This window comes from Segetibacter sp., assembly GCF_025963695.1.
Taxonomy (GTDB): domain Bacteria; phylum Bacteroidota; class Bacteroidia; order Chitinophagales; family Chitinophagaceae; genus Segetibacter.
Map to the genome: position 1 here is coordinate 29,086 of NZ_JAOQAH010000100.1, position 18,259 is coordinate 47,344.

At 40.5% G+C, this 18,259-nt stretch carries 12 protein-coding genes; 5 read left to right on the forward strand and 7 right to left on the reverse strand.

The window, feature by feature from the left end; translation table 11 throughout:
* The first annotated feature begins 539 nt into the window (after positions 1 to 539).
* The 4 genes from JWR87_RS18295 (at position 540) to JWR87_RS18310 (ending at position 6,492) form a co-directional block, all read left to right on the forward strand.
* Positions 540 to 3,224, forward strand: coding sequence for a TonB-dependent receptor (locus JWR87_RS18295; protein WP_297822944.1), 2,685 nt, complete (start codon positions 540 to 542; stop codon positions 3,222 to 3,224).
* Positions 3,225 to 3,579: 355 nt separating this feature from the next.
* Positions 3,580 to 4,992: a mandelate racemase/muconate lactonizing enzyme family protein gene (locus JWR87_RS18300; RefSeq protein ID WP_297822946.1), complete on the forward strand. Its 1,413-nt coding sequence runs from the start codon at positions 3,580 to 3,582 to the stop codon at positions 4,990 to 4,992.
* 58 nt (positions 4,993 to 5,050) lie between these two features.
* Positions 5,051 to 5,308, forward strand: coding sequence for a glycine zipper domain-containing protein (locus JWR87_RS18305; protein WP_297822948.1), 258 nt, complete (start codon positions 5,051 to 5,053; stop codon positions 5,306 to 5,308).
* A gap of 335 nt (positions 5,309 to 5,643) precedes the next feature.
* Positions 5,644 to 6,492, forward strand: a complete 849-nt coding sequence (locus JWR87_RS18310) for a DUF1206 domain-containing protein (RefSeq protein ID WP_297822951.1) — start codon at positions 5,644 to 5,646, stop codon at positions 6,490 to 6,492.
* A 33-nt stretch (positions 6,493 to 6,525) separates the two neighbouring features.
* On the opposite strand, the gene JWR87_RS18315 is transcribed toward JWR87_RS18310, so the two are convergent.
* The 3 genes from JWR87_RS18315 to JWR87_RS18325 form a co-directional block, all read right to left on the reverse strand.
* Complete coding sequence (locus JWR87_RS18315; protein WP_297822953.1) at positions 6,526 to 7,302, reverse strand: hypothetical protein; 777 nt, start codon at positions 7,300 to 7,302, stop codon at positions 6,526 to 6,528.
* A gap of 133 nt (positions 7,303 to 7,435) precedes the next feature.
* On the reverse strand, positions 7,436 to 8,380 hold the full coding sequence (locus JWR87_RS18320; protein WP_297822955.1) for an NAD(P)/FAD-dependent oxidoreductase: 945 nt from the start codon (positions 8,378 to 8,380) through the stop codon (positions 7,436 to 7,438).
* 154 nt (positions 8,381 to 8,534) lie between these two features.
* Positions 8,535 to 9,314: a hypothetical protein gene (locus JWR87_RS18325; RefSeq protein WP_297822957.1), complete on the reverse strand. Its 780-nt coding sequence runs from the start codon at positions 9,312 to 9,314 to the stop codon at positions 8,535 to 8,537.
* Between the two features lie 265 nt (positions 9,315 to 9,579).
* Here JWR87_RS18325 and JWR87_RS18330 point away from each other — a divergent pair, with 265 nt between their 5' ends.
* Complete coding sequence (locus tag JWR87_RS18330) at positions 9,580 to 10,977, forward strand: c-type cytochrome (RefSeq protein ID WP_297822959.1); 1,398 nt, start codon at positions 9,580 to 9,582, stop codon at positions 10,975 to 10,977.
* A gap of 255 nt (positions 10,978 to 11,232) precedes the next feature.
* Here the strand turns inward: JWR87_RS18330 and JWR87_RS18335 are convergent, their stop codons facing one another.
* From JWR87_RS18335 to JWR87_RS18350, 4 genes are all read right to left on the reverse strand, one after another.
* A complete protein-coding gene (locus tag JWR87_RS18335; protein WP_297822961.1) occupies positions 11,233 to 12,702 on the reverse strand; it encodes a SusD/RagB family nutrient-binding outer membrane lipoprotein in 1,470 nt (489 codons plus the stop codon).
* 11 nt (positions 12,703 to 12,713) lie between these two features.
* On the reverse strand, positions 12,714 to 15,953 hold the full coding sequence (locus JWR87_RS18340) for a SusC/RagA family TonB-linked outer membrane protein (RefSeq protein ID WP_297822963.1): 3,240 nt from the start codon (positions 15,951 to 15,953) through the stop codon (positions 12,714 to 12,716).
* Positions 15,954 to 16,308: 355 nt separating this feature from the next.
* On the reverse strand, positions 16,309 to 17,178 hold the full coding sequence (locus JWR87_RS18345; RefSeq protein ID WP_297822965.1) for a DUF1080 domain-containing protein: 870 nt from the start codon (positions 17,176 to 17,178) through the stop codon (positions 16,309 to 16,311).
* Positions 17,179 to 17,368: 190 nt separating this feature from the next.
* On the reverse strand, positions 17,369 to 17,899 hold the full coding sequence (locus tag JWR87_RS18350) for a DinB family protein (protein WP_297822967.1): 531 nt from the start codon (positions 17,897 to 17,899) through the stop codon (positions 17,369 to 17,371).
* Between the last annotated feature and the right edge of the window lie 360 nt (positions 17,900 to 18,259).

The following is an 18,259-nucleotide window of genomic DNA, read 5'->3' on the forward strand; positions in this document are numbered from 1 at the left end:
TGTACTATTAGAATCATCGTTGCGTCGCAATCCTTTCATCCGAATCGCCGAGGGCATCATTCAGAAACGAAGCGTGGAATGTTTATCTAGCCAATACGATTTTAAACCAAGTAACCAACACCAGTCTTTGCATAACGAACCTCACCGCTTCAGGAGCCGCATAAAGGCGAAGGCATTGCGGAACATGCCAGGCAGTTTTTAAAATAAGCGGGAGAATGCCCGTTGCAAAGACGAAGCCCAACGGCTCGAGCTATAACTCTTCGGAAAGAAGAGTTCTTTTTTGCAAGAGGGGCTCCTTGAGGTTTCTTGCATCGCACTCTTCAGCTTTCAATTAATAACCAACGAAATTTAGAGCAATGGCTAAGAATCTCGAATTATCGTTTCAAAAACGAAAGGCATTTTTTTCAACTGTATAGGTGTTCGTTTTTCATCTTTTCTTTCGTTTTTGTCGCAACATTTTTCTGCTTTGTCTCAATTCCGGTTAAACTGTAATTGTGCCCGATACTTTTGTGTTCGATATAAATCTCAATAATGTATTTATGAAGAAGATTTTACTACTGGCCACTTCCTTTATTCTAGCCTCCCACGTATTTGCCCAGCCACCAGCAGGAATGCAAAGCGGAATGGGTGCCGGAAGACCAGGAATGGCAGCACCATCTATTGGTCATGTTTATGGTAAACTGGTCGACAGTGCCGGAAAAGCAATTAGCGATGCTTCAGTTGTTATCCTTCAAACGAAGGTTGATAACACAACCAAGAAAAGCAAGGAAGTTTTAGTGAAGGGGGCTGCCACTAAAGGAAACGGTGAATTCAATTTTGAAGAATTACCAATCATGGGTTTAAAAGTGAAGATTACGGCCACAGGGTATAAGCCATTTGAGCAAGCAATTTCATTTCAGCGTGGCGGTGGAGGTGAAAAACCTGCAGGAGGAGGAATGCCTAACATGGCTGCAATGGCCGGGGGATTTGATAAAGACCTTGGAAAAATAACTTTACAAACTGAAATAAGAAAATTACAGGATGTAACGGTTATAGCAACCGGCTCAGGAAGGTTGAGGATGGATATTGATAAAAAAGTATTTAGTGTAGATAAAAACATTGTAACATCAGGCGGATCTGCTTTAGATGTTATGAAAAACGTTCCTTCAGTAAACGTTGATATCGATGGAAACGTCGCACTAAGAAATGCACCTCCACAAATTTTTGTTGACGGCAGACCAACTACACTTACGCTTGAGCAAATACCGGCAGATGCTATTGAAAGCGTTGAAGTAATTACCAACCCATCTGCTAAGTATGATGCTTCCGGTGGTGGCGCGGGTATTTTAAACATTGTTTTAAAGAAGAATAAAAGAACCGGTTATAACGGAAATATAAGAGCAGGCATTGACAGGCTAGGAGCAATGAACGGAGGTTTCGATTTCAATGCTCGCCAGGGCAAAATAAACTTCTTTGGTAGCATCAATGTCAACCAGAGAAAGTCGAATACTGTAGGAAGTGTAAACAGGATAAATTTGACGGACACTCCACGTACTACAATTAATCAAAGCAATACTGATAAATCTACCGGTCGTTTTATTTTCGGTCGCGCGGGTTTCGACTATTTTATTACCAACCGCACTACCCTTTCGCTAGCAGGCTTTAGGGTTAACGGACAGTTTAAACCAGGTGAAATCATTGATATTACAACCGATAGCCTTTTCAATACAGGAATAAAAAGCAGCTATAGCGAGCGGGTTTCAACAGGCTCAAGAAGTTTCAACGGAAAAGGAGTTGCTTTAGGATTGAAGCAACTTTTTGCTAAAGAAGGAGAGGAGCTTACCGCAGATGTAAATTTATTTAGCGGTAAAAACGAATCGAATTCGTTCTATACAACTAACCGTACTTCCCAGGGCAGTTCTCTTACATCAACTTCTTTACAGCAACTATTAGGTGCCGGAACAGATTATAATATCATTATTCAATCCGATTTTGTAAATCCTATCTCAACAAGAACAAAATTAGAAACAGGCGTAAGAGCATCTATACGCGGCAGGGAAAATAGCAATAGCAATTACTTTTTCGACAATAACATCAATACCTATAAGCTGATCCCGTCAACCTCTAATAATTACACAAACAACGACAATGTCTATGCAGCTTACGCAAGTATTACCAGCAGCATAAAAAACTTTGGCTACAAGTTGGGTTTACGGGCCGAAAGTTCAAGCTACAAGGGCGAGTTGACCAACACCGGTGAGAAGTTCAGCAACAGTTATCCTGTTAGCCTTTTTCCGTCAATATTTTTAAGCCAAAAACTGAAACACGACCAGGAACTTCAATTTAGCGTTACCCGTCGTATCAACAGGCCCAACTTCTTCCAGTTAATTCCATTTGCTGATTACACTGACGAGTTAAACATTACAACAGGTAATCCAAACCTGGTTCCTGAGTTTACCAGTTCGCTGGAAATGTCGTACTCAAAAACGTTCAACAAAAATCACAACTTCCTGGCATCTACTTACTACAAGAAGACGACCAACCTTATTACCCGATATCTTGAAAAAGGCGTAAATCCTTTTACAGGCAGAGACGCTTTTATCAATACGTATATCAATGCTAACTCAAGCCAATCTTATGGCCTTGAACTTACCTCACAAGACTTTTTTACGAAGTGGTGGGATGTAACCACAAACGTAAATATTTACAATTCGACTATTAACGCCACTAATGTAAAAGATGTTTCTACCAACAGTCAGTGGAGCGTTTTGGGTAAGATCAATAGCAACTTTAAATTACCAGCCGACTTTACCGCGCAGCTTTCAGCAACTTACCAGTCGAAAACTAATTTACCTCCGGGCGGTGGTGGTGGTGGTTTCGGCGGAGGCCCTCCCGGTGCTCGTGGTGGTGGCGGTCCTGGTGGTGGCGGTGGTGGTTTTGGACAGGCACAGAGTTCCGCTCAAGGTTATATCGAGCCTTTTTACGGAATTGACTTTGCAGTTAAAAAGAGTTTTTTAAAGTCGAAGGCCCTTTCAGCAACTGTAAGCGTAAGCGATATATTCAGAACACGTAGTTTCAACCAATATTCTGAAAGTGAATACTTCACTCAATTTTATAATCGTCTTCGCGATCCGCAAATGGTAAGGCTTACGCTTAACTATCGTTTTGGAAAAATAGATGCACTGTTGTTTAAACGTAAGAACAATCAAACAGGTCAGGGTGCTACAGAGGGCATCGGCCAGTAGGAGCGTACCTGGTAATTATATAAAAATACTTTTTTGGTTCTATTGGCATAGCAATCGGAAAAAAGAGGGCAATTTCTATTGCCCTCAGCTTTTTTACCCCTGGCGGTTTTTATTTTCTACAACAACCGCCTAAAAGAAGCACGTTGACTGATTGGTTTGAATTTTTAAAAAATGGTTTGTCTTATCGCTAATTACCTACAGGCTAAAATATTTCCAAGGTTAGCATTCAAAATTATAGCTGTTCTGATATTCATTTCCTTCCATTACAATGAAAGTCGCAATCACCTTTTTTCAATTTTCGTTTCAACAATCATTGTAACTTACTGCAACGAATAATGTTTAAAGAGCAGGCTATATGAATGAAGGCATTAAGAAGATAAATCGCAGAGAATTTCTTAATCGTACCGGAGCTTTTGTACCGCTAAGTATAGCAGGCAGGCAAGCTGTGTTACAACCTGATACTGCTGCTATAAATAAGTTCTCAAAAATCAGGGTTAAGAATGTTGACTCTAATTTTGAACGAGAGCCACTTATTCCATATCGTTTTAAAGGCAGTGCTATAACAGAAGCCTGGCAGATAGCAACGAGGCTGGAGGGAGAATCAACTGCAGCTACAATTGGCCTGGGTACCCAAAACGTTTTATGGTCTGATTCAAAGGTATTTGCGGCACACTCGCAAAGTGGAGGAAATGCCTTGATGTATGCAATGACCGAACGGGCATTAGAAATCATAAAAGGAAACTCGTTTAATGATCCGATACAATTGCTTGATGATCTGCTGCCGGAGGTTTACGCCTATGGCAAAAAGATAACCAATCATCCAGACCTCAGAAAAACGTTCGCCTTAAACGCTTTGGTCTCTGTTGACAACGCTGCGTGGCTCTTATATGCAAAGGAAAATAAGATCAGTAAATTTGATGATCTGATCCCCTCTGCGTACAAACCCGGCTTATCTTTTAGACACCAAAAGGTAGCAAGCATGCCAGCTTTTAGCGTGGGAACAAAAGTTGAAAACATAAAAGCGGCTGCAGATGCGGGATATTTTATTATGAAGCTGAAGACAGGTTCAGCAGGTACTCAAAAAGAGATGCTTGAAAAGGATATTGCATTTCTTACCGCCGTCCATTCCGCTATTGGTCACTACGAAACCCCCTACACTAAAAATGGGAAAATACCTTATTATTTTGATGCAAACGAGAGGTATGATGAAAAGGATACGCTGCTTCGGTTTCTCGACCATGCGAAAAAGATAGGAGCGTTTGACCAGATTGCAGTGATAGAAGAACCATTTGGAGAGAGAAATAATATGTATGTGGGCGATATGGGAGTAACTATTGCTGCTGATGAAAGTGCTCACACAGTAGAAGATGCAGCCAAACGTATAGAACAGGGATATACAGCAATTGCGGTGAAAGCTATTGCAAAAACGCTGAGTATGACAATGAAGATTGCGCAGCTTGCGTACGAAAAAAAGATAACCTGCTTTTGTGCTGACCTGACTGTTAACCCAATTTTGGTTGATTGGAATAAATGCGTTGCTGCCCGTTTACAACCTTTCGCTAACATTGGTATGGGGTTGCAGGAAACTAACGGGCATCAATACTATAAGAACTGGAATAAGATGCTGTTGTACCATCCGAAACAAGGAGCTAATTACACGAGAACCGAGAAGGGGGTATTTGTAACCGATAAATCTTTTTATGAAGAAAGCGGGGGCATTTTTGATCCGTCCCTACATTATGAGGAAATGTTTAAAAAGGATGAGTAAAGGTGCATTACTTACGCTCATCGAAACACTTTTGTGAACTTTTATAATAAACCAACTTATGCCCGAAAGCAGGAACAGAGCCAGACATCGTCATCCACACCATCCCCATCACCCTGCGGCAAATACTCATCATCCCAAAAAGGTTAAGCGTAGTGCTGCTTTTGTAGTGGCTGTTGTTGTAGCAATACTAGGCGCGGCTGTCGCGTTTTTTACACAAGGCACAGATACTTTTTGGCTGCTTACTGGTGCCGCTTCGGGGGCACTCATCGGTTATATAATTGGCAGAAGCATGGATAAGAGTATTGAAAAGAAATAGTCGCAATACTTTTCGATTTTCACATTTGAGTACCTTTTACTGCTCTCTGTAATTTCTGGCTTAAGTACCTCACTTACCTGATCAATAGTTGCTGCGGATAGCGCAATAGTAAAAGAGTGTGACACAACAATGCCACATTATTGCATTTGGCTGGTTCAAAAAAAAACGCAACAAAACATTTGAACGATAAATAATGGATGGCCATGCAGAATACTAATTAACCAGGGAGATAAAAATTAATAATTGCGGTTTATTATAACCAGTTTTTGGTTTCGCATTCCACTTTTCACCATGGTTTGTTATTTGAAAAGCAATTGCAATTAAAATTTATTCTTTTGAATTTATCCAAACAACAAATGTCGTCCCCGAAATTTATACCTGTGTTGGCAAGAGCAGGACTTACTGCAAAAGGTATCGTTTATTGTTTAATGGGGGCAGTTGCATTTATGGCTGCATTTAGATTAGGTGGACAATCGGAAAGCAATACCAACAAAAACAGTCTTTTGTCATTAATACAACACCAGGTTGCCGGCCAGTTACTGCTTGCATTATTAATAGTTGGCTTATTGTGCTATTGTATTTGGAGAACTGTACAATGCTTTACAGATACTGAGAAAAAGGGCACTAATACTAAAGGGCTTGTTGTAAGATCGAGGTATTTGTTGAGCGGCCTTGTTTATTTTTCTTTTGCGGTTGCCGCTATAAAACTTTTGCTTCGTAACGGAGATAGTGACAATGGGGATAGCAATCAAAAGTTTATTGCCGAGCTTCTTTCCAAACCTTTTGGGCAATACCTTGTTGGCTTAGCTGCTGCAGTTATTGCAGCCGTTGGTATTTATCAAATTGTTTATGGCGTACGGGGAAAGTACAAAAAACATGTATCGGGTCTGGGGCTGCAGTCGAGACGGGGGGCATACCTGATTAAAGCAGGAACTATTGGATATATAGCAAGAGGAATTGTGTGGTTGATTATTGCATGGCTTATGCTAAAAGCTGCTATTTATACCAATTCGAAAGCTGCAGGTGACACTAATGAGGCCTTTAGCTTTTTACATGCTTCCTACGGTTCTTTGGTTACTGGTGCACTTGGATTGGGACTAGTGCTATATGGTGTATTTAGTTTTATACGCGCCAGGTTTGAACGTTTTAATACAAATAATTTTAGACGCCCAGGTTTGCAATAGAAACAGGTGGTGTCGAAAACAAGCATTGGGCACTTATTCACTGCAAAGCCCGCTGTTGATTACTCTTTTATAACCACCATTATAAATACTAATTACATCAACAGGCATTCCTACCGTTGTTGTGGCTTTTGATTCTAATTCAATCAACTCACTAATCTTTCCAGGCATGTTTTTGCCGTTGCCGAAATAAAGATTATTGTCTCTTACAAATTTTAAAGCGTTTGTTGCATGTCCAACAAATTTTAAAGAGCCTACCCCACTATCTTCAGTCGTCTTGTAATTAACACTCCAATTATTACTGTTATTGGCCCCGATAGAAAATTTCATTTCCTTCATTTTCTTTTTATCATTATTAAACGAAATGGCGACAACACTAAGAAATGATCCATTATTTGTATTGATAAGTGTGTTAATGCTTTTCCTGGAAAACTTTTTAAGAATAGAGTTGATTTCTATTTTGGCTCTTTGCTGAAACGCTTCCATTGATCTATCAAAATTCTGCTGTTCGTTTATTGCGGCTTGCATGATTTCTAAGAAATTAAAGCTGTTGTCTACATAACGAACATGACCGGCCATCGCATAAATGATATCATTTGTGCTATATATTTTACACATCCCTTTCTTGTTTACCGTATAGCCTTTATCGGTTAAACTAGACGTTCTGGTGTCAGCACCTATCCATATTGTATCCTGGCTTGTTAAGGTAATAATTAAGGTTCCATTTGTAAGAGTATCGTTCTGGGCAGAACAAAGTGAGGCTAAGAGAAATTGAGCAATAACAACAAAAAATAGTTTTCTTATGTAAGTCACACCCGGGTGTTTATTAAATTATAGAGCGATGAGGCCAAATTACTGTTTGAAGAACATGAACCTAATAAAATTTTCTACAAGTCGATAGTAGAAAACCTTGCATTTAAAGAGATAAGCGAGAAGGTAATAGAGCTCAGATTTCGATAGGATTAAGTGGCTTTGCGGCTTTAACCCTTTGTTTGCTGATTTCTTTTTGAAGTTCTTTATTTATGATCGTGCCGGCTTTAGCTCCTTCCGCCGCGGCCACTACCACAAAATGCATGTCTTTATCTGCATCGCCTGCTACATACAGGCCGGGCGTTTTGGTTTGCTGATATTGGTTCGTCAATACTTTCCCTTGCTTACTCATTTCACAATTAAAAGTTTCTGCTAAGTTGCATTGCTGGTCGAAACCGTTTACAAAAAAAAGAGCGTCTAAAGAATAGTGGCTGCCATTTTTAAAAACAATTTTCTCAATCATTCCATTTGTACCCTGGATCTTTAAAACCGGAAGTGTAATAATAACAATGTTATTTGCCGCTAACTCGTCTTTTTCATGTGGCTTAAATTTTTTAACCCCATCTGTAAATATAGCTACATCAGGACTCCATCCTTTTAGAGATATTGCAAGGTCGAAGCCGTTTTTATTTTTTGCATAAACACCTATACTTTTATTTCTTACTTCCCATCCATCGCAATAGGGGCAGTGAAATACTGATTTTCCATACATTTCTTCAAAGCCTTCAATTTTAGGTAAAGGGTCGGTTAGCCCGGTTGCAATTAATAATTTTTTTGAATGATAAATGGTTCCTTCTTCATCTTTAACAACAAAAATTTCTTCAGTATTTTTTCTGGCGTTTACTACTTTTTTATTTGCCAATTCAACTCCGTACTTAAAAATTTCGTGTTGACTAATTTTTATAAATTCTGCCGGATCAATATCATCCCTTGTTAAATAGTTATGCATTGCGTGAGAATACTTATTGCGGTATTGTGCCGTATCAAATAGCAACACTTTTCTTTGACACCGTCCTAAAACAACTGCTGCATTTAGTCCTGCCGGTCCACCTCCAACAATAATACAGTCAAATACTTCCATGTTATTCAATTTAACTGTAATATGCAAACATGGTGCTAAGACACAGTTTTAAGGTCTGCTTGCCGCATCTCAATATTCATCCCCGGGAGTGGTTTGGGTCGGGCAAAAGCATCAACAATAAAAAAACCGGTTACTGTTTTAATCAAAAGCTACATCACGGTCGTTCATATAAAAAACGAACCTTCGCCGATTTTTGCGTGGAGGAGGTCATAAATAATTCGTAACGTTTTTTGCCTGCGGTAATAATAAGCAGTGCGGTATTTGGGGGGATGGAACCCAGGTTCTCAGCAATCATCTCCACTTCCTGGAAAGGATTACTGAGATCTATTCTAATAAGAGTTGTTATAGGTTTCGTACTAAGTTTCTGATGAGTCAATACAGTCAGATCGTTAATGCGCACCGAAATAGAGTCGTCATCTATTTGACCGTTATCGTAAAAATCTAAACGAATTTCGCCGGTATCGACTAAGATCTCCGGTATTTCCCTAAATGCAGACTGTGCAATGCGTGAAAGGGTGATAGGTCCGCTGTCGCAATTGGTGTAGTTACCTATAAGGATACTGCTCCAGCTGCCTTTTAAAAATTCCTGGTTGCCGACACGGCTATAAGTTAATTCGTACTTTTTTATGCAAACATTGCAAAAAGAGGGAATTTTAAATGTAGTAACCACCCGCTCCTCAATAATGAATTTTTTAGATACAGGGTCAGCGACCCCTATAAACTTTTTTTTGACGTAGTAGTTTACATCCAGGTAATGATAAGAGCTGCCAAAGAGGCTGTCTCCTTTTGCATTGAACTGTAGTTCTATATTGTTTTCTGCAAAGCAACCCCTGTTCATATCTAAGCCTCCCTTCCAGAAACCGGAAATATTTTGGGAAAAAACAAAAAAAGGGCAAACGCAAATAAAATAAGCTATAATAAACTTTTTATCCATCACACTAAAATTAAAGTTTTATAGCTGTTAACTTATCAAACAGGAGCGTGTAATTTGTAAAAGTTTCATAAACAGTGCAAAGACCTGAACTGTCACAAGTCAGTGCAAAACTGATGGTTGAGTTAGTAACTCTACCATAACCGGAAATAGCCGAAATAGCGGGCTAAACAGTGCTCACTTTACTTCGCCTTCCGTTAAAGTTTATTCTACTTATAACAAAATTCTTTCATTTACTGTTATCGCCTTTGTAAATCGATAGAGAATTATGAGGTGTAGAAAACAGGCTTTTGTTATTACCATTATTACAGCAGTTGCTTTTGTAAGCATTGCTGCAATGAATGTTGAGAACGAGCCTTTTAAAGAAGGGGTGTACATTGAACCGAGTGCGCAGCAAAAGGGTGACACCCAAAAGGGATACGACTACCTGGTTAACGGCGATTACCTGAAAAGCGGTTTGGGTTATAATTTTTATGTTTTATTAAATGGAAAGGATAAGAGAAATTATTTAGGCAGAACCGGAAAAGCCGGTAACGTAGCCTACAACTTTAACCTTGTTAAAACCAAAAACAATAACAGTCTCGTTGTTCCAAATTGTTTACAATGTCATGGACAGGAATTTAATGGGAACCTTGTAATTGGTTTAGGCAATACCTTTCTTGATTTTAGCAAGCCTTTTAAAAGAAATGATGTAAAGGGCAAAATTACCCAAAAGGTTATGCGCTTTATTTTGCCGCAACAGTATCAATCTTCCCGGGTTTTAATCAGATCTTTTAGTACGATTGCGCCTTATTTGCAAACAGAGACACAAGGTGTGAATGCGGCGGATCGGTTAGCAATACTGCTGGTAGCACACAGAAATCCGGAAACGTTGAAATGGAGTGATAAAGCCTTGTTGGAAATACCGGAAGAAGTAATTCCTACAGATGTACCTGCGTGGTGGTTGCTGAAGAAGAAAAATGCTATGTTTTACAACGGCTTCGGCCGCGGTGACTTTGGAAAATTTCTTATGCTTAGTAACCTGCTTACGGTTAGCGATACAAGTGAAGCAGCGGAAACATTCACGCATTTTAAAGATGTACTTGCTTACCTGAAATCAATTGAAGCACCAAGATATCCCCATTCAATAGATAGCACGCTTGCTGTAAGCGGCAAGGCTGTTTTTAATAATAACTGCAGCAAATGTCATGGAGTGTATGGCGACAACGTTACTTACCCAAACCTGCTAATACCCGCACATATCATAAAGACGGATTCGCTATTGTTTAAAGCCAACTACCAGAACCCGCAATTTATAGAATGGTTTAATAAAAGCTGGTATGCTAACGGACACTATCCTGCCCGACTACAACCTTTCAACGGTTATATAGCACCCCCTCTTGATGGCGTATGGATTACTGCACCTTACCTGCATAATGGGTCGGTACCGACTTTGGAAGCGTTGCTAAATAGTAAAGAACGTCCGCGATATTGGCAAAGGGATTTTGAGCAACCGGAGTATGATTACGTAAATGTCGGTTGGAAGTATGAGGTGAAAAATGAGGGCAACAGCAGGAAGATTTATAATACCGATAAGCCGGGCTATAGAAACACCGGTCATACTTTTGGAGATCGCCTTAATAAAGAAGACCGAAAAGCTGTTATAGAATATTTGAAAACGCTTTAAATGTTTTTTTAAAGTTTTGTGCATTTACCTGCAAAAACCAGTAAAACATTACGATCGCTCCTAATTAATTACAAGACTTTAGCCGAATAAAATAACTATAGTACAAGGGTGCGACGCAAGGATGTTTATTAGCAATAAAATGCTGGAGACATAAAAATATGGCTTTCTACCTAAGGGCTTAAAGACCGGGGAACATTAAATAGAAGCCCCGGCAAAACGCTTTGCCAGGGCTTCTAACTTACTTATTTCAAATTTTTATTTATCCCACCAAACTTTTTCAGTCACTAATTTAACTCCTGGAAATTTCTGGTTCCTGGTTATTTCAGTTTCAGGATATAGTAAACGTGCGGGAAGATCATTCGTACCTAATGTAGAAGCCTGGGATTTTACCAATATATCAGGATACCCTGTTCTTCTCCATTCTGTCCAGGCCTCAAAGCCTTGCGTACCGTTCATCGCGTAATACTTCTGCGTAATAATAGCTCTAATCCTTCCCGCAACATCGGCTGGCAATCGGGCATCAGGGGCAGAGTTAATATAAGTATTGTAGTCTGCGGCAGAAATTGCATAAGTGTCGAAACTTGCTTTTATGCCGGCTTTAAATAGTTCATTTACATCGCCTGCCGGAGCCCATCCCCTTGCTACAGCTTCAGCCTGCAAAAAGTAAGACTCGGGAGCAGAAATTAGTTTAACCGGAGCAGCTGCGGCAACCGCAGCAGTAGCTGCAGAAAAACGCCCGCCGGTAATTGGTGCGGGGAAGGTAGGCGCGACAGTTGGTTGTGTAGCAAAACTTCCCTGCGGGATAGACACTACGTTACCTGCAGCGTTAGTAGTGTACAGAACTTTTAGCCTCGGATCATTATTAGCGACGAAAGCGTTAACAGCTGTTGCACTTGCCACCAGGTTTTGGGTACGGTTTAAAGTAGGAGATGCACCTTCTGCATATAGCGGATGTTGGTTTCCACCCTCATTTCGATAAGCAATTTTTGCATCTGTAGTTAAGAAAGCGGGATTAGTTGCGTATAAAGCCTGTATACCCGCTTTTGCTTTGTTAGGATCAACTTCTGACAATCTTAAATACGCCCTTAATAAAAAAGTGTTTCCAAAACGTTTCCAGTTTGCCATACCTGCTGCGCCGCCACCAAAAACCAGGTCGTCGCTACCCGGGTAATTACTGGTTGCTACTGTTGTTAATGCAATTCCTCTTTTTGTCCATGCGAAAATACTGTCGTAGACCTCCTGCTGGGGATCGTAGGCGGGGGATAGGCCCGAAGTGCCCCGAAGCGCTTCTTTTAATGGCACATCTCCAAATGCGTCTGTCAGGAGTTGAAAAACGTAAGCCTTTTCGAGCAGTGCAATTGCGACATAATTGCTGTTTTTTGATTGTTCTAAAAGTAGGAGGTCTTGTAGTGCATCGTTGTACATTAACCCCCACATGCGGTCGAAAGTGGCTGGATTTGATTGGTACTGGTCAATTGTTTTGTACTGGGAAGAAGTTGGATTTTGTGTCCAATATTGTGCATAGATCCCTCCAAAGATTTGTAGGTTGTTGCCTACAACCATACCTATAGTTGCCTGCGTTGAGGGAAGTATTAAATTGTCTGTGGCTGTTTTTGGAGAATTGGGATTTTGATTCACATCCAAAAACTTCTCACATCCCGTTGTTCCCATTACAGCTACAGCGGCAATAACGGCTACAATTGTATTTCTATATCTTAATCTCATTGTGGTAAAGTTTAAAAAGTTACTTTAAGGTTTACGCCATAATTACGAACAGAAGGCTGGGCTGTAAAGTCAAAACCTTGTGTATTTGTTGCACCGGCGGAATTAATCTCGGGATCAACATACCTGTTTTCTTTAGCTGTTTTAATCCAGAGGTTATTACCGAACAAGCTGATTGAAGCACTTCCGAAAGGAGTACGTGCCAACAGGTCTCGTGGTAAACCATAAGTAAGGTTTAGTTCGCGTAGTTTAATATAAGAGGCATCAAGTATGTGCTGGCCATCTGGAATAGCACTTGGAAAATAATCCTCGGGGTGAAATTTAACAGTAGTATTTTCTACCATTTTACCACTGGCGTCGGTATAGACTGAATTAGGGAAAATGTAACCCTCTCTGTCTCCATCAGCTGTTTCAGCAGCAGTGCCTACAAAATCAAGTATATCTTTTGTGCGGGAGTAAAACTTACCTCCTTGTCTTGTATCAAACAAAACACCTAAACTAAAACCTTTGAAGGCAAGATTGGTACCCAACGAAGCCTGGAAGTCGGGATTGTAGGTTCCGAGGTAAACAGCAGTTGTTGTAAGCCGGGGTATTCCGGTAGCAGCATTTACAATTACACGGCCCAGGTCATCGCGAAGGAGATCTCTACCGTAAAAATTGCCATATGGTCTTCCGTTAGCAGCAACTACAGACATTCCGCTAAAGCCTCCAATTACTATCTGCTCTACATCCAGTTGAGATACTTCATTCCTGTTCCTGGTATAGGTTCCATACACTTCCCACGTAAATCCGGATGCGGTTTTAACAGGCGTAGCACGTATACCTAACTCAATACCTTGGTTTTTTACTAAACCTATGTTTGATATGCGCGATGTAAAACCAGTTGAGGAAGGAATGGGAACTGCAAGGATTTGGTTTTTAGAGTTGTTCTTGTAGTAGGAAAAATCGACGGAAATACGGCTTTTAAGAAAAGCCAGTTCAGTTCCTACTTCATAAGCTGTTGTTATTTCTGGTTTAAGGTCGGCACTTCCTATCCTGTCGCCTAAAGTGTAGCCCGGCACTGCTCCCAAAGGGAATACTGTGGTGCCGAAACCGCCATTAACAGTAGTTTTTCCATAATACGACTCCAATTGATACGGGGCCGCGTCATTACCTACCTGTGCCCAACTTGATCTTAGTTTACCATAGTTTAACCATTTGGTTACCCCGGTAGTTCTTAGCAATTCGGTGAAAACAAAAGAACCACTTACGCCGGGATAAAAGAATGAGTTGTTTTGTTTTGGAAGGGTAGAAGACCAATCATTACGTGCTGTTGCGCCGAGGAATAAAAAATTTTTATATCCAAGATTGAAATCTGCATAAAGGCCTACCAGTCTTCGTACTGAATAGTCGTTCGCTGTTGCCACGGCCCCGTTACTGTTAGCAAGGTTGTAATAGCCAGGAATAACCAGGCCACCTGCAGTGTTGGTTTCAGCATCGAATTGGTTAAGTGTGCGCATACGAACATTGTGACCTAATAACAACGAAGCATTCAAATCCTTCGTAATGTCTTTTCTTGCAGTGACCATTAAGTCATGCGTAATATCATTGACGTTGTAATTGGCCTCATAGTACCGGCCCGACGATGACTTGGTTTGACCAGCATAGTTACCGCTTGTATTATCGGCAGGGATCAAGCTAAATTTTGGTTCGAGTTCTCTTCTGCGGTCCGCATAAATATCACCACCTAATCTTTCGGTAATATCTAACCAATCCGTTGGCTTATAGGTGATAGAAAAATTACCTATAACACGATCGACATCATTCTTATTGTGATAATTGGCAAGCAGGAAATACGGGTTAACGGTATAAGCACCGTAGTAACCAAACAGCTCGTTAACATTTGCATCGAATATTCCCCCGATTGCATTATAAGGGTTGCTCAAATCTCTTAATTCGGGAAGAGGTATGTTTCGTGGCGTCTGTAACACGTTGTCAAACACCGATCCTGCCCCTTGTCCGCCGCTTACCTGGTCAGTTGTAATTCTGCTGTAGTTTACAGAAAGGCTCGACCTGAATTTATTACTTAGTTGAGTGCTGCCGTTAAAGCGCACACTGTACCTGTTGTAATTGTCGCGGTTAGTGGGCATTATTCCATTCGAGTTCAAAGAATTTAGTGAAAGGAAGAACGTTGACTTTTCGGTGCCTCCCGCAAACGAAACGCTGTTAGTAAACGCTTTGCCCGTTTCGAAAAAGTCACGCACATTATTTTCAACCGCGCTATAGGGACGCTCCTGTCTAACGCCGTTTATTTCCTGTCCCCATGGTTGTACAACCCCTGTAAACTTTGGCCCCCAGCTCCAGTTCTCAATCGGATCGCTGAACGGCTGGCCATTACCACCTGTGTAGCCCTGGCCGTATTGATTTTGAAAATCGGGCAGCTTTAGAATATTTGAAAGAGTTATACCAGTGCTGAAGGTCACTTCATTCTTTTTATTTTGATTACCCTTTCCAGATTTAGTGGTAATAATCAAAGCACCATTAGATGCGCGTGACCCGTACAATGCTGTTGCTCCCGGACCTTTTAAAACTGTAATACTTTCAATGTCGTTAGGGTCTATATCATTACCGCGGTTGCCAAAATCGGTACTTGCTAAATAAGTAGGAATGGCGCCAACACGTGTCCCCGCTCCCCCGGCAATATTTGAGTTATCAATGGGTATGCCATCAACAACCATTAAAGGCTGGTTATTGCCGGTAATGGAAGAGCCCCCGCGGATAACGATGCGGCTTGAACTGCCAGGTGCACCCGCAGTACTGGTAATATTAACTCCCGGCACTTTGCCTGATAACGCATTTATTGCGCTGGTGCTTTGTCCGCGTGTTAAATCTGCATTACTAACTGTCGGAGCTGCATACCCAAGACTTCTTTTTTCCCTTCTGATACCTTGTGCAGTTGATACCACTACTTCCTGCAAATTCTGCCCCTGTCTTGACAAAGAAACACTAACTGAAGAGCCACTACCAACAGTTATCTCTGTAGATGGAATGCCGACACTTGATACTACAAGTACATCACCGGTTTTCGCATTGATATTAAAATCTCCGTTTTCGTTTGCAGAGGTGCCTGTAGACGACCCGCGAATTAAAACAGTAGCGCCGCTCACCGGCTGACCTGCTTCGTCTACAACCTTACCTGTAATTCGCCGGGTTTGAGCTATTGCTGAAAGGGTAGTTAGTAATATAATTACAAAGAGGAATAGAGGTTTTCTCATGTTTTCACTTGTTTAGAAGTAATCTTCAATAGCAGTTAAGAGTGTCGTTAACACTGCAAGTACACCTATTTTCAATTTTCTAAAAAAGCAGAAAACATGAAGCATTAATTATTCTTACCGAAGGGCAGTTTATAATTTTTAAAGCCTCAAAAAAGGGAATCATAAAGAACTGCAACCTGTCAGAACAAACCTGTTTTATTCCATGAATTTCTTGTGGATAGGTAGAACTACCTGGTAGAACACCAAAAAGTATTACAAATTCAATAAACACAACATGGAACAACGGAATGTATACATCCATGCAATTTATTGAGGCGTTGAGTTGTAGAAAATTAAATAGAAACAGGGGAGAGATTTATTTGCATTTTGAGGGATTCGACTTGATGTAATACGACCTGTAGTTCTTAGACTTTGGATCCATACATCCTTCCAAATCTAAAATTTCTACATTTCTAAAGTCAACAGGTTGTCCTTCGCTTTGAAGTGCAATAAAACCTTCAGATAACAGTTTTCCATCTTTTTTTATAGCAGGATCAAAGTTGTTGGCTACACCGCCACCAATTTGCGGTTTTGAATATTGAAGCACCGTGTCGCCATTTATTATGTGGGTAACCAGCGAGTCTCCAAGTACAATTATTTCACCCTTTACCCATTGATCAACCGGATAGGTTTTGGAAGCTGATTCTATACAATGGCGCGGATCAATCCTTCCCTTATATACCACATCAGTACCAGGCGAACACATATTTCCGGTAGAACGAGGTTTGCCATCATCAAGACCCGATAATAATTGAAATTCCACTGAAATGGGCCAGTCCTGTTCTTTAAGAATTGTCTTGGGATCTTGCGAGTGGAACATAACACCACTGTTTCTAATTGTATATGAGGGAGCATCCTTTCTCCATTCGCCTGTTATGCGATATTCGAATCTTAAATGGTAATATGAAAAGGGCTGCTTGTAAAACAAATGGCCATATTGCTGGTTGAACTTGTCGTACTTATCATATCGTACTTTAATCATTCCATCTTCAACCCTAAAGGTATTTGAAGGGTCTTGGCCAACCTCATGATGATAAATTTTGACTGTCCAATCGTTGAGATCCTTGCCGTTAAACAGGGGAGTCCACTCTGGTGCTTTGGTGTTTTTTTGAGCAGTTACACAGCCGGTAAAACAGGTAATTGATAAAACAAAGAGAATTGTGGCAAAATGTGATTTAGCAATCATTAGCTTTTTCAACTTTATAATTTTATACGTTTTAAAAAGAGACCAATCTTTCAATATAGATTTGAATATATACTTTATTAAACAATTCAGTTCTTGCTAATTTTCATCCCGATCTCTTTATCATAAGTAGCTTCTCGTTGCGCATACAACATACTCAACATCCCTGGCAATTTTCTAATAAAACTATTATTTACAATCCCGTCTCCAGTCCGTTCTGAATAACCTTCACTGTTACGTACAACTGGCCTACATGCCGCATGGTATGTTCAGCGGCATGAAACAGAACCCCAATGAGAGTGGACGGAATTTTGGCACGTCCAACCATTCTTTCTTCCGTTAGCGTTTGCTCGTTTGTGCTGCAGAGTTGCGCTATTGCGCTCTCCACCTGTAGATCAAATAATCTAACCAGTTCAGCTACAGTCGCTCGTCCTTCAAAGGCCTTGCCTTCCAATACGGCCGTTTCATATTGTGTTTCTGTTAGCGACTGGTCTCTTGCGTAAGTAAATAACCTGTCTAAAACACCCGAAAGATGTTGCAAATGAAAACCTACAGAAGCAACACCAACAGGCCGCTGCCATAAATAGGCGTCCGGGAAGTCGGCAACAACTTTTTCAACTTCTTCCCGTGCTTGCAGTAGCGCATGAGCAACAGGTTGCAACAGTGCAGGAACATTTTTTATTGGCCCCCGTTGCCATACTTCCCGGTTAACGGTTCCGCTCATTTTAATTAGATTAATGCTGATTCTTTAATATCATCCATTATGAAGATAAGTGAAAAGGGATAATGGGCCTTCTTGAAATACAGATCTACGGAGTTAACAGAACCTGATAGTAGGTTTACAAAACTTTCAGATCAAAGCTTCCCTGGTTACCTCAAATCCTCTTAATCCCTCAATTCCTCCAATTCCGGTTCTTTTTCCTTATTCCGTAATCTGTTGTTCCCGATTCTGAAAACGATTTCATTTTACCTGACCGTCTTTTGCATCGGAAAAAAACATTTGATGAAAAATAAATTTACCAAAGCTTTCTGCTTATTACTTTGTTTTGGCTGCTTTAGTGCAAATGCGCAAATAGCTATGGTT